Source organism: Pirellulales bacterium (genome assembly GCA_036490175.1).
Lineage (GTDB): Bacteria > Planctomycetota > Planctomycetia > Pirellulales > JACPPG01 > JACPPG01.
Map to the genome: position 1 here is coordinate 13,878 of DASXEJ010000358.1, position 14,909 is coordinate 28,786.

The 14,909-nt window shown below is 60.9% G+C and carries 9 protein-coding genes; 7 read left to right on the top strand and 2 right to left on the bottom strand.

The window, feature by feature from the left end; all coding sequences use genetic code 11:
- Nucleotides 1-224 precede the first annotated feature (224 nt).
- Complete coding sequence (locus tag VGG64_27340) at nt 225-1,733, top strand: hypothetical protein (GenBank protein HEY1603348.1); 1,509 nt, start codon at nt 225-227, stop codon at nt 1,731-1,733.
- 98 nt (nt 1,734-1,831) lie between these two features.
- On the opposite strand, the gene VGG64_27345 is transcribed toward VGG64_27340, so the two are convergent.
- Nucleotides 1,832-2,809, bottom strand: a complete 978-nt coding sequence (locus tag VGG64_27345) for an alpha/beta hydrolase family protein (protein ID HEY1603349.1) — start codon at nt 2,807-2,809, stop codon at nt 1,832-1,834.
- 403 nt (nt 2,810-3,212) lie between these two features.
- Here VGG64_27345 and VGG64_27350 point away from each other — a divergent pair, with 403 nt between their 5' ends.
- The 6 genes from VGG64_27350 (at nt 3,213) to VGG64_27375 (ending at nt 14,332) form a co-directional block, all read left to right on the top strand.
- Nucleotides 3,213-6,497, top strand: coding sequence for a PSD1 and planctomycete cytochrome C domain-containing protein (locus tag VGG64_27350; protein HEY1603350.1), 3,285 nt, complete (start codon nt 3,213-3,215; stop codon nt 6,495-6,497).
- A 66-nt stretch (nt 6,498-6,563) separates the two neighbouring features.
- Nucleotides 6,564-8,003 carry a DUF1501 domain-containing protein gene (locus tag VGG64_27355; GenBank protein HEY1603351.1) on the top strand — a complete coding sequence of 480 codons (1,440 nt, stop codon included), beginning with the start codon at nt 6,564-6,566 and terminating at the stop codon, nt 8,001-8,003.
- Nucleotides 8,004-8,286: 283 nt separating this feature from the next.
- Nucleotides 8,287-8,922, top strand: coding sequence for a TetR/AcrR family transcriptional regulator (locus tag VGG64_27360; GenBank protein ID HEY1603352.1), 636 nt, complete (start codon nt 8,287-8,289; stop codon nt 8,920-8,922).
- 6 nt (nt 8,923-8,928) lie between these two features.
- Nucleotides 8,929-10,254 (top strand): efflux RND transporter periplasmic adaptor subunit, encoded by a 1,326-nt coding sequence (locus VGG64_27365; GenBank protein HEY1603353.1) that lies wholly within the window; start codon nt 8,929-8,931, stop codon nt 10,252-10,254.
- A gap of 101 nt (nt 10,255-10,355) precedes the next feature.
- Nucleotides 10,356-13,550: an efflux RND transporter permease subunit gene (locus VGG64_27370; GenBank protein HEY1603354.1), complete on the top strand. Its 3,195-nt coding sequence runs from the start codon at nt 10,356-10,358 to the stop codon at nt 13,548-13,550.
- A gap of 131 nt (nt 13,551-13,681) precedes the next feature.
- Nucleotides 13,682-14,332, top strand: a complete 651-nt coding sequence (locus VGG64_27375) for a DNA-3-methyladenine glycosylase (GenBank protein ID HEY1603355.1) — start codon at nt 13,682-13,684, stop codon at nt 14,330-14,332.
- Between the two features lie 53 nt (nt 14,333-14,385).
- Here VGG64_27375 and VGG64_27380 read toward each other — a convergent pair.
- Nucleotides 14,386-14,909: hypothetical protein (locus tag VGG64_27380; GenBank protein ID HEY1603356.1), on the bottom strand; the 524-nt coding region annotated here is incomplete at its 5' end.

Below are 14,909 nucleotides of genomic sequence, written 5' to 3' on the forward strand. Positions count from 1 at the left end.
GCCGAACGGGCGTGGCGGTGGCTCACGGATGATCGACCACATCTTGCCGAAAACCGCTCAACAAGACAAGCAAACCGACCGCTTGCACGACCCCGCGCCCAGCTTATCAGCCGTGGCGCGGGGCCTGCCGGCCCGTATGAAACATTAGCTTGCCATTGCGCGCCCGGCGCGCGATAAAGACGTGGCGGAATCGGAGTCTTTCGACTTTCAGAAGGGAGGCGATCATGTTTGGCGGATCCTCTCGTCGACGGTTTCTTCAGGCCACGACCGGCACACTCGCCGCAATGGCCGATATGGCATTTCTACGCGGCCTGCCGACGGTCTCGGCAGCTGAGGCCGAGGTCGACCCGAAAATCGTCCGTTTTCAACCCGAAATCGAACCGCTCGTTCGCCTACTGGAGGAAACGCCACGCGAGCGACTGCTGGAAGAGATCGCCGGGCGCATCAAGCGCGGGACCAGCTACCGCGAAGTCCTTACAGCGTTGCTCTTGGCTGGTGTGCGCAACGTGCAACCTCGGCCGGTCGGCTTCAAATTCCACGCGGTGCTCGTCGTGAATTCGGCCCACCTGGCAAGCCTCGGATCACCCGATGAACTGCGCTGGCTGCCGATTTTCTGGGCACTCGATTATTTCAAAGTGGCGCAAGAAGCAGACCGCCGCGAAGGCAATTGGACCATGGCGCCGGTCGACGAGTCGGCGGTGCCGTCGGCCCGCACCTCGCGTGAGGTCTTTTGCAAGGCGATGGACCACTGGGACGAGACGGGGGTCGACCCCGCCGTGGCAGGTCTCGCCCGCACGGCAGGCGCGAACGAAGTCTTCGAGCTATTTGCTCGCTACGGGGCGCGGGACTTCCGCGACATCGGTCACAAGGCGATTTTCGTCGCCAACAGTTGGCGCACGCTCTCTTGCATTGGCTGGCAATATGCCGAGCCGGTGTTGCGTTCGCTGGCCTATGCCTTGCAGGATCGCGGCGGCGACGCCAAGGATAGCGACGCTCCCGCGGATCGCCCTTGGAAACAGAATACCGAGTTGGCCGGCCAGATTCGTGCCGATTGGCAGGAAGGCAAACTCGAAGATGCAGCCACGACCGAGATGCTGGCTACGCTGCGCAGCGCCAACGAGCAAGAGTCACCGCGGCAGGTGGTCGCCCTGCTCAACCGCGGTGTAGCGCCGCAATCGATTTGGGATGCCCTGCTGGTGGGCGCGTCGGAGCTGCTGGCGCGCTCTCCCGGCATCGTGTCACTACACGCCGTAACCAGCAGCAACGCGCTGCGGTTTTCCTACGAGGCCAGCGCCAGCGACGACACGCGGCGGATGCTGCTGTTGCAGAACGCGGCCTTTGTGCCCATGTTCCGCGCGGCCGTCGAACGTCGCGGTGGGTCGCTAGCTCCGATCCAAATCGACGCGCTCGAGCCGCAACCCGCGGGCGCCGGCGTGGACGAGATATTTGCGGACATTGGCGGCGATCGGCTGCAGGCAGCCCGCAAGACCCTGGCCTACGCACGATTGAATCCCGATCCGCAACAATTCATCAACACGGCCCGCACGTTGGTCTTCCTCAAGGGCAAGGACTCGCACGACTACAAATTCAGTTCGGCCGTCCTGGAGAACTATTACCACATATCGCCCACATGGCGCGACCGTTACCTGGCGGCCAGCGTGTTCAACCTGCGTAGTTCGCAGGCCCCCGATACGCCGTTGGCCGAACGGACCCGGGCCGCGTTCACCGCGTAACCGCGTGGTCGTCAAATAAAAAGTCGTTGCTCCCTGAGAGCGGCCTTCGCCAAATCACTCTCGGGTACGCGGCGCAAAGTGTCGTGCGTTATGCGCGACTAGTTGCCGGCGGCATCTGCGGCACTCTTGGCAGACTTCGCCGCTTGAGCGAGCGACCTCTCGATGATCAAATTCTGCACGGCGATGGATTGGGCCACCTCGCGCGCCCAGTACGGAGGCACGTGGCCGCCCCGCGACTGTCCGTAGGTGAACGGAATGTTGTTCTCCATCAGTAACCGGCAAAACCGCTGATTGCTGGTGATCAGGCCGTCGTCCGTTCCGCAGTCGACGTAAATGTAGGGCAGCTTGGCCCGTTCGACTGCCAACACCAGTTTGAACGGATCATGTGCATCGCACTGTTCGCGCGTTAGAAAAATCTTTCCCTGGGGTGTCCGCTCGGCAGGGCTGCTGAAACCTTCGATCTTGATCTTCGGATTCACTTCTCCCGTCCAGGGACGGCGCAGGAACTCTGGCTGCTCCCCTTGGGCGACCGATTCGGCCGAGCGGTCGGCAAATGCCAGCGCTCCGCTGTGACTGCCAATCGAGCAGAACAGGTCCGGATGCCGCAGCCCCAGCATGATCGCCCCGTACCCGCCCATCGACAGACCGTTGATCGCGCGGGCCTCGCGTTTGGCGATCGTGCGATAGGTTTCGTCGACATGGCCGATCAGTTCTTTGATGATGTAATCTTCCCACTGGTTCTTTTGTCCCGCCGCGCTTTCGGCCCAATTGACATACCACGAGTTGCCAACGTCCGGCATGACGATGATCAACTTGTAGCTCGCGGCGACCTCGGGCACCTTCATAAAGGCCCAAGCCGTGTAATTGCTGGTCAGCCCGTGCAGCAAATACAGCACCGGGTAGCGCTCTGTCGACGTCTCGTAGTTGGCGGGCAGCACGATGTTGTATTTCATGTTGCGCCCCACCGAATCGGCCTTATGTTCCACCGTCTTGACCGGCAGAGGTTCAGCGGCCGGCGCAGAACCCGCCAACAAAGACACCCACGCGAGGGTCGGAATGACGAAATGGCGCAACATGGTCGACTCCTTGGGCAGCGGGCGCACGCGAGGCGCGTAAAAAACCACCTTGGTTCTGCCTCATCCTAGCCCGCGCGTCTGATGGGTCAAGCAATCGATTCGCGCGGCGGTGCGGTTCGCCAGGTAAGACATTTCTGGACCCTCATGGCCGCCGGCTGTATAGTCGGGAAGGCTGCCGTAAGGGGAAAAACCTGGTTTTTTGAGTACTGTTTCGGTGCGATCGAGGCCCGCGGTCTCAGGCAACCACGGCGTCCCTCATTAGCTGAACTAGCGCTGCCATCACGCCTCGTCTGACCAACCACGTACACGAGCGGTCGATTTGCGTCGTCCTCCAAAACTGCACAGAGCGCACGTCCTGATTGCATTGCTCTGCTGCGCGCTGGCTTGGGGCTTTTCCTGTCGTGTGGCGACCGCTGAGGACGCGGTTCCCGGCAGTTCTGAGCCTGCGACCGGGGCCGCGGATGTGGAGTTTTTTGAGAAGCAGGTACGCCCGCTATTGGTAGCTCGCTGTCACGAGTGCCACGCAGGGGACAAGCACAAGGGCAATTTGCGACTCGACGCCCGGGAGGCGGTTTTGCAAGGTGGCGACACCGGCGCCGCGATCGTGCCTGGCAAGCCGGACGAAAGCCTGCTCGTCGATGCCATTCGCTACGGCGAGACGTACCAGATGCCTCCCAAGGGACGTTTGCCGGACGAAGAGATCGCCGTGCTGGAAGACTGGGTTCGACGTGGCGCCCCGTGGCCGGCGCAAAAGGCACCGTCGTCCGCTTCGGCGGCCGGCCCCTCCACCTTTGACTTCGCGACGAGAGCACAACATTGGTGCTTTCAACCGTTGGCTGATACATCTCCGCCGACAGTCACGGACATGACATGGCCGCGCAGTGGCATCGATCAATTTATCCTGGCCGGATTGGAAGCGCGCGGCTTTGTGCCGGCCGCGCCGACCGACAAGCGTACCTGGCTTCGCCGTGTAACGTACGACTTGATCGGCTTGCCTCCCGTGCCGGCTGATATCGACGATTTTCTGGCCGACGACCAGGAATCGGCCTATGAAAAGGTTGTCGATCGCTTGCTGGCCTCGCCGCATTATGGAGAACGGCAGGCCCGCCATTGGCTCGACCTGACCCGCTTCGCCGAGACCTACGGCCACGAGCACGATTTTGAGATTCCCAACGCCTACCAATATCGCGACTATATGATTCGGGCGTTGAATGCTGACGTTCCTTACGATCGATTGCTCGTCGAGCACCTGGCAGGGGACCTGTTACCAGGGCCGCGACGGAATCCGGCCGAACACTTCAACGAGTCCATCATTGGAACGGCTTTTTTCTTCTTCGGCGAGGCCCGGCATTCGCCGGTCGACGTGCGCGAGGACGAAGCCGTGCGCGTTGACAATCAGCTCGACGTCTTCGCCAAAACGTTTCTCGCGCTGACGCTGGGATGCGCACGGTGTCATGACCACAAGTTCGACGCAATTACTCAGCGCGACTACTACGCACTGGCCGGTTATCTGCAAAGCTCGCGCTATCAGCATGCATTTCTCGACGATCCTCCCCAAAGTTCCCCGCCCGAGACTGCTCAGCCGATCGTCGAACTGACTCGCCTGCGCGACCGCCAGCGCGAGGTATTCGCAGATTACTTGCAACAGGCCTGTCGCTTGCAAGTCGACCATCTGGCGGCGAAACTGCTCGCAAGTGACAACCGTAGCGACTGGCAAATCCACCGCCTGGCCGAAGCCGATGCACGACCGAGCGACGTTTGGCACGCCTGGCAAAAGCTGGCCGGCGTGAATATTCCTCAGGACACAGCCGAGTTCGCCCGCCGCCGCGCAGTATTTGGTACGAAACTCGTCGAGCATCAGGCCCTTGAAGCCCGTGCAAGTGTGGCTTTCGCCGACTTCGACGGCCCTACTTTCGGAGATTGGATGCCCACGGGCATGGCATTTGGCAACTGTCCGGCTCGCGCGGCAGATGTCACGACGGCAACGCACGACGCCGGATCGACTGATCTCCCGATGGGGCTCGTCGGTGTGTCGGCTGCGCATAGCGGCCTATTGGCTGAGAAGTTGCAAGGCGTATTACGATCGCCGACGTTTACCATCGAGCACCCCAAGATTTTCTATCGGCTGTGGGGTACCAGTGGTCAGGTGCGCCTGATCGTGGACGGGCTGCAGTTGATTCAAGATCCCATCTACGGCGGTTTGAAGTTCGCGCCAGGGGGCTTAGCGCCGCATTGGCACGAGCAAAACGTAGAGAAATGGGTCGGGCATCGTGCCTACATTGAACTCATCGACGACGGCGACGGCTGGCTCGCGCTCGATCAGGTTGTTTTTGCCGATCAACCTCCTCAGGCGCCCGGCCCGAACGCACTAATTGCCAAGGTGGCCTACGATCCGACGATTCAGTCGGCCGCGGAACTGGCCAACGCATACCAGCGCATTTTTACTGAGAGCCTCGAATGGTGGCTTGCCACTCCCAGGGCCGCGGCTGACGATACATCACACGATCGTTGCGCAATCGTAGACGCACTGGCCGGCTGGTCAGCAGATAAAAGGACAGCACCGGCCGATCAAGGCGCCGCAGGGCAGTCTGCTCTTGTAACCGACCAAGCGCGGAATGCCTGGGCCAAGATCAAAGCGCAGCGCGACCAGATTTGCGCCGCGCTGCCTGCGCCGCGGCGGTCGTTGGCCATGGCCGAGGGGACGCCGGAGGACGAGCACGTCTTTATCCGCGGCAACCACCGCACGCTGGGGCCCGAGGTGGCGCGCCGCAACCTGCAAGTCCTCGGCGGCGAGCAGCGGCCCGCGCCAAGGAATGCGAGCGGACGACTGGAATTGGCCGAGGGACTGGTCGACGGTACGCAACCGTTGGTTCCGCGCGTGATGGTCAATCGCATCTGGCAGCGCCATTTTGGTCGCGGCATTGTCTCGACGCCCGACGACTTTGGCGCCATGGGACAGGCGCCGACACATCCAGAGCTGCTCGACTGGCTAGCCGCCGAGTTCATGCGACAAGGCTGGTCCATCAAAGCACTCGACCGCTTGATCGTGCTCTCCAGTGCGTACCGAATGTCGAACGCCGCTTCGCCCGCGGCGCTCGCTGCCGATCCCGATAACCGCAGTTGGCATCACGTGCCGCGTCGACGGCTGGACGCAGAGTGCATTCGCGACGCCGTGCTTGCCGTATCCGGCCGACTCGACCAGACCATGTATGGGCCGGGCGTGGCGCCCTATCTCACGCAATTCATGAGCGGACGCGGCCGCCCAAAAGAATCTGGTCCGCTCGATGGCCTAGGCCGGCGCAGCATCTATCTCAAAGTGCGGCGCAACTTTCTATCGCCCATGCTCTTGGCTTTCGATTATCCCACACCTTTTACAACGATCGGCCGGCGAACCGTTTCGAATGTACCTTCGCAGGCGCTGGTGATGCTTAACAGTCCCTTCGTCGCTGAACAAGCGTTGATTTGGGCGCAACGCATCCAGGCGCTGCCAGAGTTGAGCGATACCGAGCGTGTCTCGGCAATGTACCGCGAGGCATTGGGACGCGCCCCGGATGAAGACGAGCTTTCCACGGTCGCACGATTTCTGGCCGCCCAACGAGAGCTCTACGATACAGACAGCGAGCAGCATGCGTGGGCTGATTTGGCCCACGTGCTGTTCAATGCCAAGGAATTCGTTTTTGTAGAATAGCTACTCTTTCGGCCCCGCGGCAGACGCTCTTACCACCCACCCACTGCAAACCGATTACTTCCTGCCATGCACTGCCAGCGCTTTCACGAACCTGCTTTGACCCGGCGCGAGATGTTGTCGCGCTCGGCGAATGGGTTTGGCGCACTTGCCCTGGCGGCCTTGGCCGCGGATCCGGCTTACGCGGAATCTTTGGGACGGGAACCATCGACCGTGGGCGACGGGCCGTTGGCCGAAAGGCCGGCGCATTTCCGGCGGCGGGCGACGCGCGTCATTTTCCTATTCATGGATGGCGGTCCGTCCCAGGTCGACACGTTCGATCCGAAACCTCGTCTCGCGCGTGAACACGGTCAGCCGATAAAGGTGCCCGTGCAACCGACGCAATTCGACAACGTCGGCATGGTGCTCGATTCGCCGTGGAAGTTTCGCCAATATGGTCAGAGCGGCATCCCAGTCAGCGAGCTGTTTCCACACGTTGCCACCTGCGTCGACGATCTGGCCATCGTGCGGTCGATGACTTCCAATTTTTCTGAGCACACCAACGCCAACTACTTCATGCACACCGGACTGGGCCAGCAAGGCCGTCCGAGCATGGGGGCCTGGATCACCTACGGCCTAGGGAGCCAATGCCGAAACCTGCCGGGATTCGTCGTGCTCAATAGCGGCATGATTCCGCCCGGCGGACTCGACTGCTTTGGATCCGGATTTCTGCCGGTGGCGTATCAGGGCTCATCATTTCGCGAGGGCGCACAACCGGTTGCCGACCTGCAACCGCTTGAACCGCGCGTAGCACTGCAACAATCCAAACTTGGTTTGCTGCGCGATCTCGATCGTCGCCTGACCGCGCGCGCGGCGCCCGATGATCGCCTGGAAGCGGCCATTGCCAATTACGAGTTGGCCTTTCGCATGCAATCGGCCGTGCCAGAATTGAGCGACATCACAGGCGAAACGCGCGCCACGCACGAAATGTACGGCCTCGACGATCCGCACACCCAAGTCTTTGGGCGGCAATGTCTGCTGGCGCGACGGCTGATCGAGCGCGGCGTTCGATTCATCGAGTTGCTGCCCCAGGACTTGGGCTTCGATCGCTGGGATCAACATAGCCGGCTCAAGGAAGGGCACGCGAAGAACGCGCTGGCGACGGATAAGCCAATTGCCGCTTTGCTGACGGATCTCAAGGCGCGCGGCCTGTTGGACGAAACGCTCGTCGTCTGGGGCGGTGAGTTCGGGCGCACTCCCATGGCCCAAGGAACCGATGGCCGCGATCACAATCCTTTTGGCTTCACCATGTGGCTTGCGGGTGGCGGCATCCGAGGAGGAACGATCTATGGGGCCACAGACGACTACGGCTATCACGCGATCACCGATAAGGTGCAAATTCACGATCTGCACGCCACGATGCTGCATTTGTTGGGCGTGGACCACAAACGCTTGACCTACCGCTTCGGCGGCCGTGACATGCGGCTGACCGACGTCCACGGCGAGATCATCCGGCCGATTCTCAGCTAGGTGTCCAGGAACCGCCCGGCCGGCGCCAGATTCTTTGTTCCGCGGCTATCACGGCTCCGCGCCATCACCAGGAGCCGATATATGCCCGTAACCCATTTACGGAAAATGACATACAGCACCGCGCGCAATTTAGATAATGGACGGCGCATCCGTGCTAGCTTGCCCAGACCTTGACGCAAAAGCCCCTGCATGGTTGAATACCTACCGTTCGGTATACGATTACTGAGCAAGCTAACGAACCTTGCACGTGCAGCGTCTGTCTCGACTGCCTGAGGCATTTCTGATGGCAACACCACTCTCGCCCAACATAGGCTCGAGCGAAATCGCCGAGCGGATTGCCCGCGCCGCCGCGCGCCTGTTCGCGGCAGAAGGTTATGACGCCACGTCGGTGCGCAATATCGTCGCCGCGGCTGACGTCACTAAGCCGACGCTGTACTACCACTTCGAAAGCAAAGAAGCGCTGGCCCAAACGCTGCTCACCACGGCGATCGAGAAGTTGACCGTGGGCATGCAGGAAATTTTGGCGGGCCCTCTGCCGGCGACCGACAAGCTGGTGGCCGTCATCGGGCAACATTTTCGCCTCTGTCAGGACGATCCCGATCTGGCACGTTTTGCATACGCCATGTTCTTCGGCCCGCGCAGTTCGCATCTCTCGACGGTGCTGGCCGAGTTAGGGCAGGTGCTAGCCGGACTGGTTGCACAAACCGTGCAATGCCTGGCTGACGAAAGAATCGTCTCCCGCGAGCGAACGGATGAATGTACCGCCGCGGTGCGCGGCCTGATCACGATTTACACGATGGATTACCTCTATCGCGATCTGTCCCTGGACTCAGGGTTGTCGCGGCGTCTGGTATTTGATCTTTTGGACGGATTTACAAACCGCGCGACTCGCACGCTTCCAGAGCCGCCGAGGAATTGAATAGCTATGCTGCCATTATCCCGACTCACGTTGCTCATCGTGTGCGGTTTAACCGGTCTTACCGTGTTTGGCTGCGGCCATCAGGCGGCGAAGGCCCCCCAAGCCGCCGTAGGACCGAAGGTCGTGCCGGTAACGATCGCGCCGGCCGAACGCCGCTCGGTAGAAACCACGATCGACGTTGTCGGCACCCTCAAGGGATGGGAAGACGTCAAGGTGGGGGCGGAGAAATCCGGCCGCATCGTCAAGGTGCTCCACGACGTCGGTGATCGCGTGAAGCCGGGCGAGCCGCTGGTGGAACTTGAAACCATCAATGCCGATCTGGCCGTGAAGCAGGCTGAGCAGAGATTGATTTCCGAGCTTGCCAAGCTCGGGCTAAGGGAATTTCCTCGCGAGGATTTCAACGTGGCGAGGTTGCCTGCCGTCATCCAAGCCCAGGTAGCTGTCGACCGTGCCGAGCAGAAGTTCGCCCGCGAGCAACGGCTGGCCGAAAAGAAGGTCAACACGGTCGAATCTTACCAAGACGCCGAATTCGAGCTGCGCGACAAGAAAGCGGCCCTCGACAATGCCATGCTCTCGGCGCGTGCCACTTTGGCATCGTCGACTGCTAGCCGCGTCGAGTTGGACGTGGCGCGACAGGCCCGCGAGGATTTGATCGTTTACGCGCCCGAGCCGTCGAAGCCACCTAAAAATCTGGCCGAGCCCATCGAGTTCGCCGTCACGAAACGCACGGTTTCCGAAGGGCAGATGATTCGCGAAGGGGAGCAGGTCGCGCAATTGATTATCGATAATCCCCTGCGCATGTGGGTCAACGTTCCCGAGCGCTACAGTCCTCATGCCCGCATCGGGCAAGAAGTACGGTTGACCGTCGCCTCGCATCCTGGCCAATCGTTTGCCGGGACGGTGACCTGGATCAATCCGGGAGTTGACGCCGAGAGCCGTACGTTTCAGGTCGAGGTCTCGGTCCCCAACGACGACCGCGCCCTGCGGCCAGGAGGATTCGTCAAAGCCGCGGTAGTGACGAGTCAGGCCAGCGAGAAAACGGTCGTGCCGATCGAAGCCATCGTGCAATATGCGGGCGTCACAAAACTGTTTGTCGTGCGCGACGACAAGGCATACTCCATACCGGTCGAGACGGGAACGGAAGGCAACGGTTGGGTCGAGGTGCAGGGAGACGTGCCCGCCGATGCACAGGTCGTCGTGACTGGCCAAACTCAGTTAGCCGACGGGACGGCGATCACGATTCGTAAGGCGCTGGATCAGCCCACCGCCGAGGCCGCGCACGCCGCGCCCCCCGATCACGAGCGCAAGCCCTCTGACACCACGTCCGGATAACCAACTGGCCGGTGATTGCCGTGACAACGCGAACTTTCCCAAAGTCTCCGCAACGACCGAACGAAACGATCTTTCCAACCTACGCAATGCGTGTTTGATCCATGGGCATCTCTGACATCTGCATTCGTCGGCCAGTCTTTACCTGGGTGCTGGTCGCCTCGCCGGTGGTGCTCGGAATCCTGTCATATTTCCGGCTGGGGGTCGACCTGTTTCCGAACGTCGACTTCCCGGTGTGCGCAGTGACCACGACCTTGCCCGGTGCCAGCGCCGAGGAGATGGAAACTTCGATCTCGAAGCCCATCGAAGACGTTATCAACACTGTGTCAGGCGTCGACGCCATTCGCTCGGTCAGCTCCGAAGGAATGTCGATCGTTACCGTGCAGTTCTTGCTTTCCAAAAACGGGGACGTGGGGACGCAGGAAGTTCGCGATAAGGTGGGCTCCGTCCTGGCACAGCTACCCAAGGGAACAGAGCAGCCCATTGTCGACCGCTTCGAGACCGACGCGCAACCGATCCTGACAATTGCCGTGTCGGGTCGCCGCGATTTGCGCGAGATCACGGAGCTGGCCCGCAAACGAATTAAGGAACAGTTGGAAACCGTGAGCGGCGTCGGCGCCGCCACGATCGTGGGAGGGCGCACGCGCGCGATGTCCGTGACAGTCGATACGGACAAGCTAGTCGCATACCGACTATCGATCGACGACGTGCAATCGGCACTCGAGCGACAGAATCTGGAAGTGCCTGGCGGCCATATCGAGCAAGGTCCGCGCGAAATGGTGCTCCGCACGCTGGGACGCCTCCATACCGCTGCCGAGTTCAACAATCTCATCATCGCCAATCGCGGCGGCTACCCGATCCGCATCAAAGACGTGGGCGAGGCCGTCGATTCGATCGAAGAGCCGCGATCCATGGCCCGGCTCGACGGCCAGGCCGCCGTGAGCGTGATGGTGCAAAAGCAGTCGGGCACCAACGTCGTCAAAGTGACCGACGACGTGAAGGCCAAGCTCAATACGATCCTGCCGACGCTTCCCCCCGATATCAAGCTGGAAATCACGCGCGACCAGTCGCGGTTCGTCAAACGTTCCATCGAGGAAGTGAAATTCCACTTGTTGCTGGCCGCCGGACTGGTTTCGGCCACGATCCTGCTCTTCATTCGCGATTGGCGCACGACGGTTATCGCCACGCTGGCCATTCCCACGTCGATCGTGCCCACATTCGCCTTCATGTATTACATGGGCTTTACGCTCAACAACATCACCATGCTGGGGCTGATACTGGCAATTGGTATCGTGATCGATGATGCCGTGGTGGTGCACGAAAATATTTTCCGGCATATGGAGGAGCATGGCCTGGACAGCATGGAGGCGGCCCGCATTGGCACGCGCGAGATCGTGCTACCGGTCATGGCCACTAGCTTGTCGCTGGTCGTTATCTTCCTGCCCTTGGCCTTCATGGGTGGAATCATCGGGCGATTCTTTTCCAGCTATGGGCTGACCGTGGCCTTTGCCATTGTGATGAGCTTGTTCGTCTCGTTCACGCTCACCCCCATGCTGTGCAGCCGATTTCTCAAGCTTGATCCTTCCGAAGCTGGCCATGCCAAGAGCAAGTCGGGCTTCATATGGCGGCTGGTCGACGGGGCCTACGGGTTGATCCTGCGCGGCTCGTTGCGCGCGAAGACACTGGTCGTGATCATTACGATTCTGGTCGTCGCCAGCACCGTGCCGATCGCCAAGATCATGGGTATCTCGCTCATTCCGCGCGACGACCAGAGCGAGTACGAAGTTCACGTGATCACCCCCGAAGGATACGCGCTCGATCGCACCGACAAGATCATGGCCGAGCTCGAAAGCCGGTTGTGGAAGCTGCCTGGCACGGTCCATGTGTTCACAACCATCGGCAGTACGAACCGCAACGCCAAGGGCCAAGGCAGCGTCACCGAGGGCACCATTTATGTGCGGATGGAGGAGCTCGAAGATCGCGAATACACTCAGTTCGCCATCCAGAAAGAGGCGCGGCAGATCCTGACCGACTATCCCGACTTGCGCGCCAGTGTCAACGACGTCTCACCGTTTCAGGGCGGGGGACGGGCGCAGATTTTCCAGGTCGAAATGCACGGCCCCGAACTGGAGAAGTTGGCCGAACTATCCGACGATTTGATGGAGCGGATGAAAAACGCAGGCGGCATGACCGACGTCGATACGACCCTCGCGCTGCGGAAGCCCGAATTGCAAGTGGTCGTCGACCGCGAGGCGGCCAGCGACCTGGGAATCTCGGTCGGCATGATTGCCGACTCGTTGCGAATCCTGGTCGGCGGCATGCCCGTCTCGACGTTCCGCGATCAGGGAGAGCAATACGATGTCTGGCTGCGCGCTCAGGCCGGCGACCGCTCCAGCGTTCACGATCTGTACGGGCTGTCGATTTCGTCCCCCACGGTGGGGCCGGTGTCGCTATCGAATTTGGCGCGAGTGGCCGAACAGCGAGGTCCCAGCCAGATTGAGCGTAAGGACCGTCAACGATTAGTCACGGTATTGGCAAACCCCGACGGTATCGCGCTGAACGACGTACAGCAGCGCACCGAGGCGTTGCTGGCTGAGATGCAACTGCCCCCCTCCTATTCGTACACCTTTGGCGGGCAGGCCGAGACGTTGGCCGAGACTGGCTACTATCTGCTGATTGCCTTCGTGATGTCGATCTTGTTCATGTATCTGATTCTGGCGGCTCAATTCGAAAGCTGGTCGCAGCCGGTCGCTATTTTGATGGCGCTACCTGTGACCATTCCGTTTGGCCTGTTGTCGCTCGTGCTGGCGCAGACGCCGATGGACATCTACGCCATGTTCGGTCTGTTCATGCTGGTCGGCATCGTCAAGAAAAATGGCATCTTGCAGATCGATGCCACGAACCAGTTGCGCGCGCGGGGGATGGCGCGCAAAGAGGCCGTGCTGGAAGCCAATCACACCCGACTGCGGCCGATTTTGATGACCACCGTAATGCTGGTGGCTGCGATGGTGCCGATCGCGCTGGGCAAGGGCCCCGGCTCGGGCGCGAGAGCCAGCATGGCCAAGGTGATCATCGGCGGCCAATCACTGTCGCTGATATTGGCACTGATCGTTACGCCCGTGTTTTATGTAATTCTCGATTCGTTCGGCAGTTTTCTGCATCGCATCGGTTTTCGCTTGTCGGTCGTGCAGCCCTCTGAGACGGCGGGGCATTCCCCGAAAGGTGCCGCAGGCGCCGCCGCGCTGGCGGCCAAAAAGGAAACGGCCGACGACGAGATGGCCGAAGAGAGCCTGGTATAACGCACCGCGATTGTCGCCAGCGCAACTCTCACATGACGACAATAGGTCATTGCACGCCCCACCTCGTTCCGCTAAAAGCGGAGATGGCGTTCCGCACTCTGTCTTCGCGTCAGCCGACCTAGAGGCTCGATATGCCAACCACGTACGAACCGGCCGCAGCCGTGGCCGCCCTGCAGCGGATCGATAAGCACCTGGCAAAGCTTATTCGCCGGGTCGGGCCGATCACGCTTGAGCAGCGCCGCATGGATGACACATTTCAGACGCTGGTGCGCGCGATCGTCTATCAACAGCTATCGGGCAAGGCTGCCGCCACGATTCACGGCCGCGCGGTCGACGCGTTCGGCGTGCGCAAGAAGATCAAGCCCGAGCGTTTGCTCGCGGCCAAAGACGACGAGCTGCGCGCCGTGGGGATGTCCCGTGCCAAGGTAGCGGCCGTCAAGGATCTGGCCGCCAAAACGCTGGACGGCACCGTGCCGACGTTGGCCAAGTTGCGACGCATGAGCGATGAAGAAATCGTCGAGCGCTTGACCAGCGTTCGTGGCATCGGCGTCTGGACCGTCGAAATGTTGCTGTTGTTCCGGCTGGGCCGCCCCGACATTTTACCCATTTCGGACCTGGGGGTTCGCAAGGGCTTCATGCTCACCTATGGGCATGACGAGATGCCCAAGCCGTCCGTGGTCCTCGCGCATGGCGAACGTTGGCGGCCGTACCGCTCGGTGGCCAGTTGGTATCTGTGGCGTGCCTGCGATCTGACGGCAAAAAAAACGCCGGTGCCCATGTAAGCGCGGGTATTCAGCGCACGGCCGACCGTGCACTATACGCCGACGCGATTTCGTCATTCGCAGGGGTTCGACGTGGCGTCACTCTGGTCGGGCGAATCCTCTGCGGGGGATTCCGTATCGTCCTCCTCGGCCGGCGCACCAGCTTTCTTGGCGCGCGGCTTCTCGGGCAATGGCGGCCAACGAAAAAGCAACATCGGATTGGCACCGGTCTCTGGATCAAGCTCTTCTTCGTGTGGCACCGGAAACCGGGTCGAGGGGCTATAGATCAAATAGCCCTCGGCCGTCAATGCGTAGCGAAAGAGATCGCCCGATGTCGGGTCGTCGGGCACATTCGTAAGATAGGCGGGAACAAGCGCCGCCAACTCCGCCGCAGGATGTCCCTCGCGCCGTCGGTAACGTTCTAGCGCCACGGCGACGATCAGCAGTCTTCGCGTCAACTCGCAGCGCACGAAGGCAATTACAGTCATGTTAATCGATGGCAGCATTTGCCGAGTTATCAAGTGAATGGGCGATTGCAGGCTGCCCATATCGAGACGGAGTTCATCTATCGCAGCCATCATTTGCGGCCACGGTTGTC

What these genes read in the sequence shown, in the direction of transcription:
- VGG64_27340 (HEY1603348.1), top strand. Translation starts at nt 225, where the DNA reads ATGTTTGGCGGATCCTCTCGTCGACGGTTTCTTCAGGCCACGACCGGC.
- VGG64_27345 (HEY1603349.1), bottom strand. Translation starts at nt 2,809, where the DNA reads ATGTTGCGCCATTTCGTCATTCCGACCCTCGCGTGGGTGTCTTTGTTG.
- VGG64_27355 (HEY1603351.1), top strand. Translation starts at nt 6,564, where the DNA reads ATGCACTGCCAGCGCTTTCACGAACCTGCTTTGACCCGGCGCGAGATG.
- VGG64_27360 (HEY1603352.1), top strand. Translation starts at nt 8,287, where the DNA reads ATGGCAACACCACTCTCGCCCAACATAGGCTCGAGCGAAATCGCCGAG.
- VGG64_27365 (HEY1603353.1), top strand. Translation starts at nt 8,929, where the DNA reads ATGCTGCCATTATCCCGACTCACGTTGCTCATCGTGTGCGGTTTAACC.
- VGG64_27370 (HEY1603354.1), top strand. Translation starts at nt 10,356, where the DNA reads ATGGGCATCTCTGACATCTGCATTCGTCGGCCAGTCTTTACCTGGGTG.
- VGG64_27375 (HEY1603355.1), top strand. Translation starts at nt 13,682, where the DNA reads ATGCCAACCACGTACGAACCGGCCGCAGCCGTGGCCGCCCTGCAGCGG.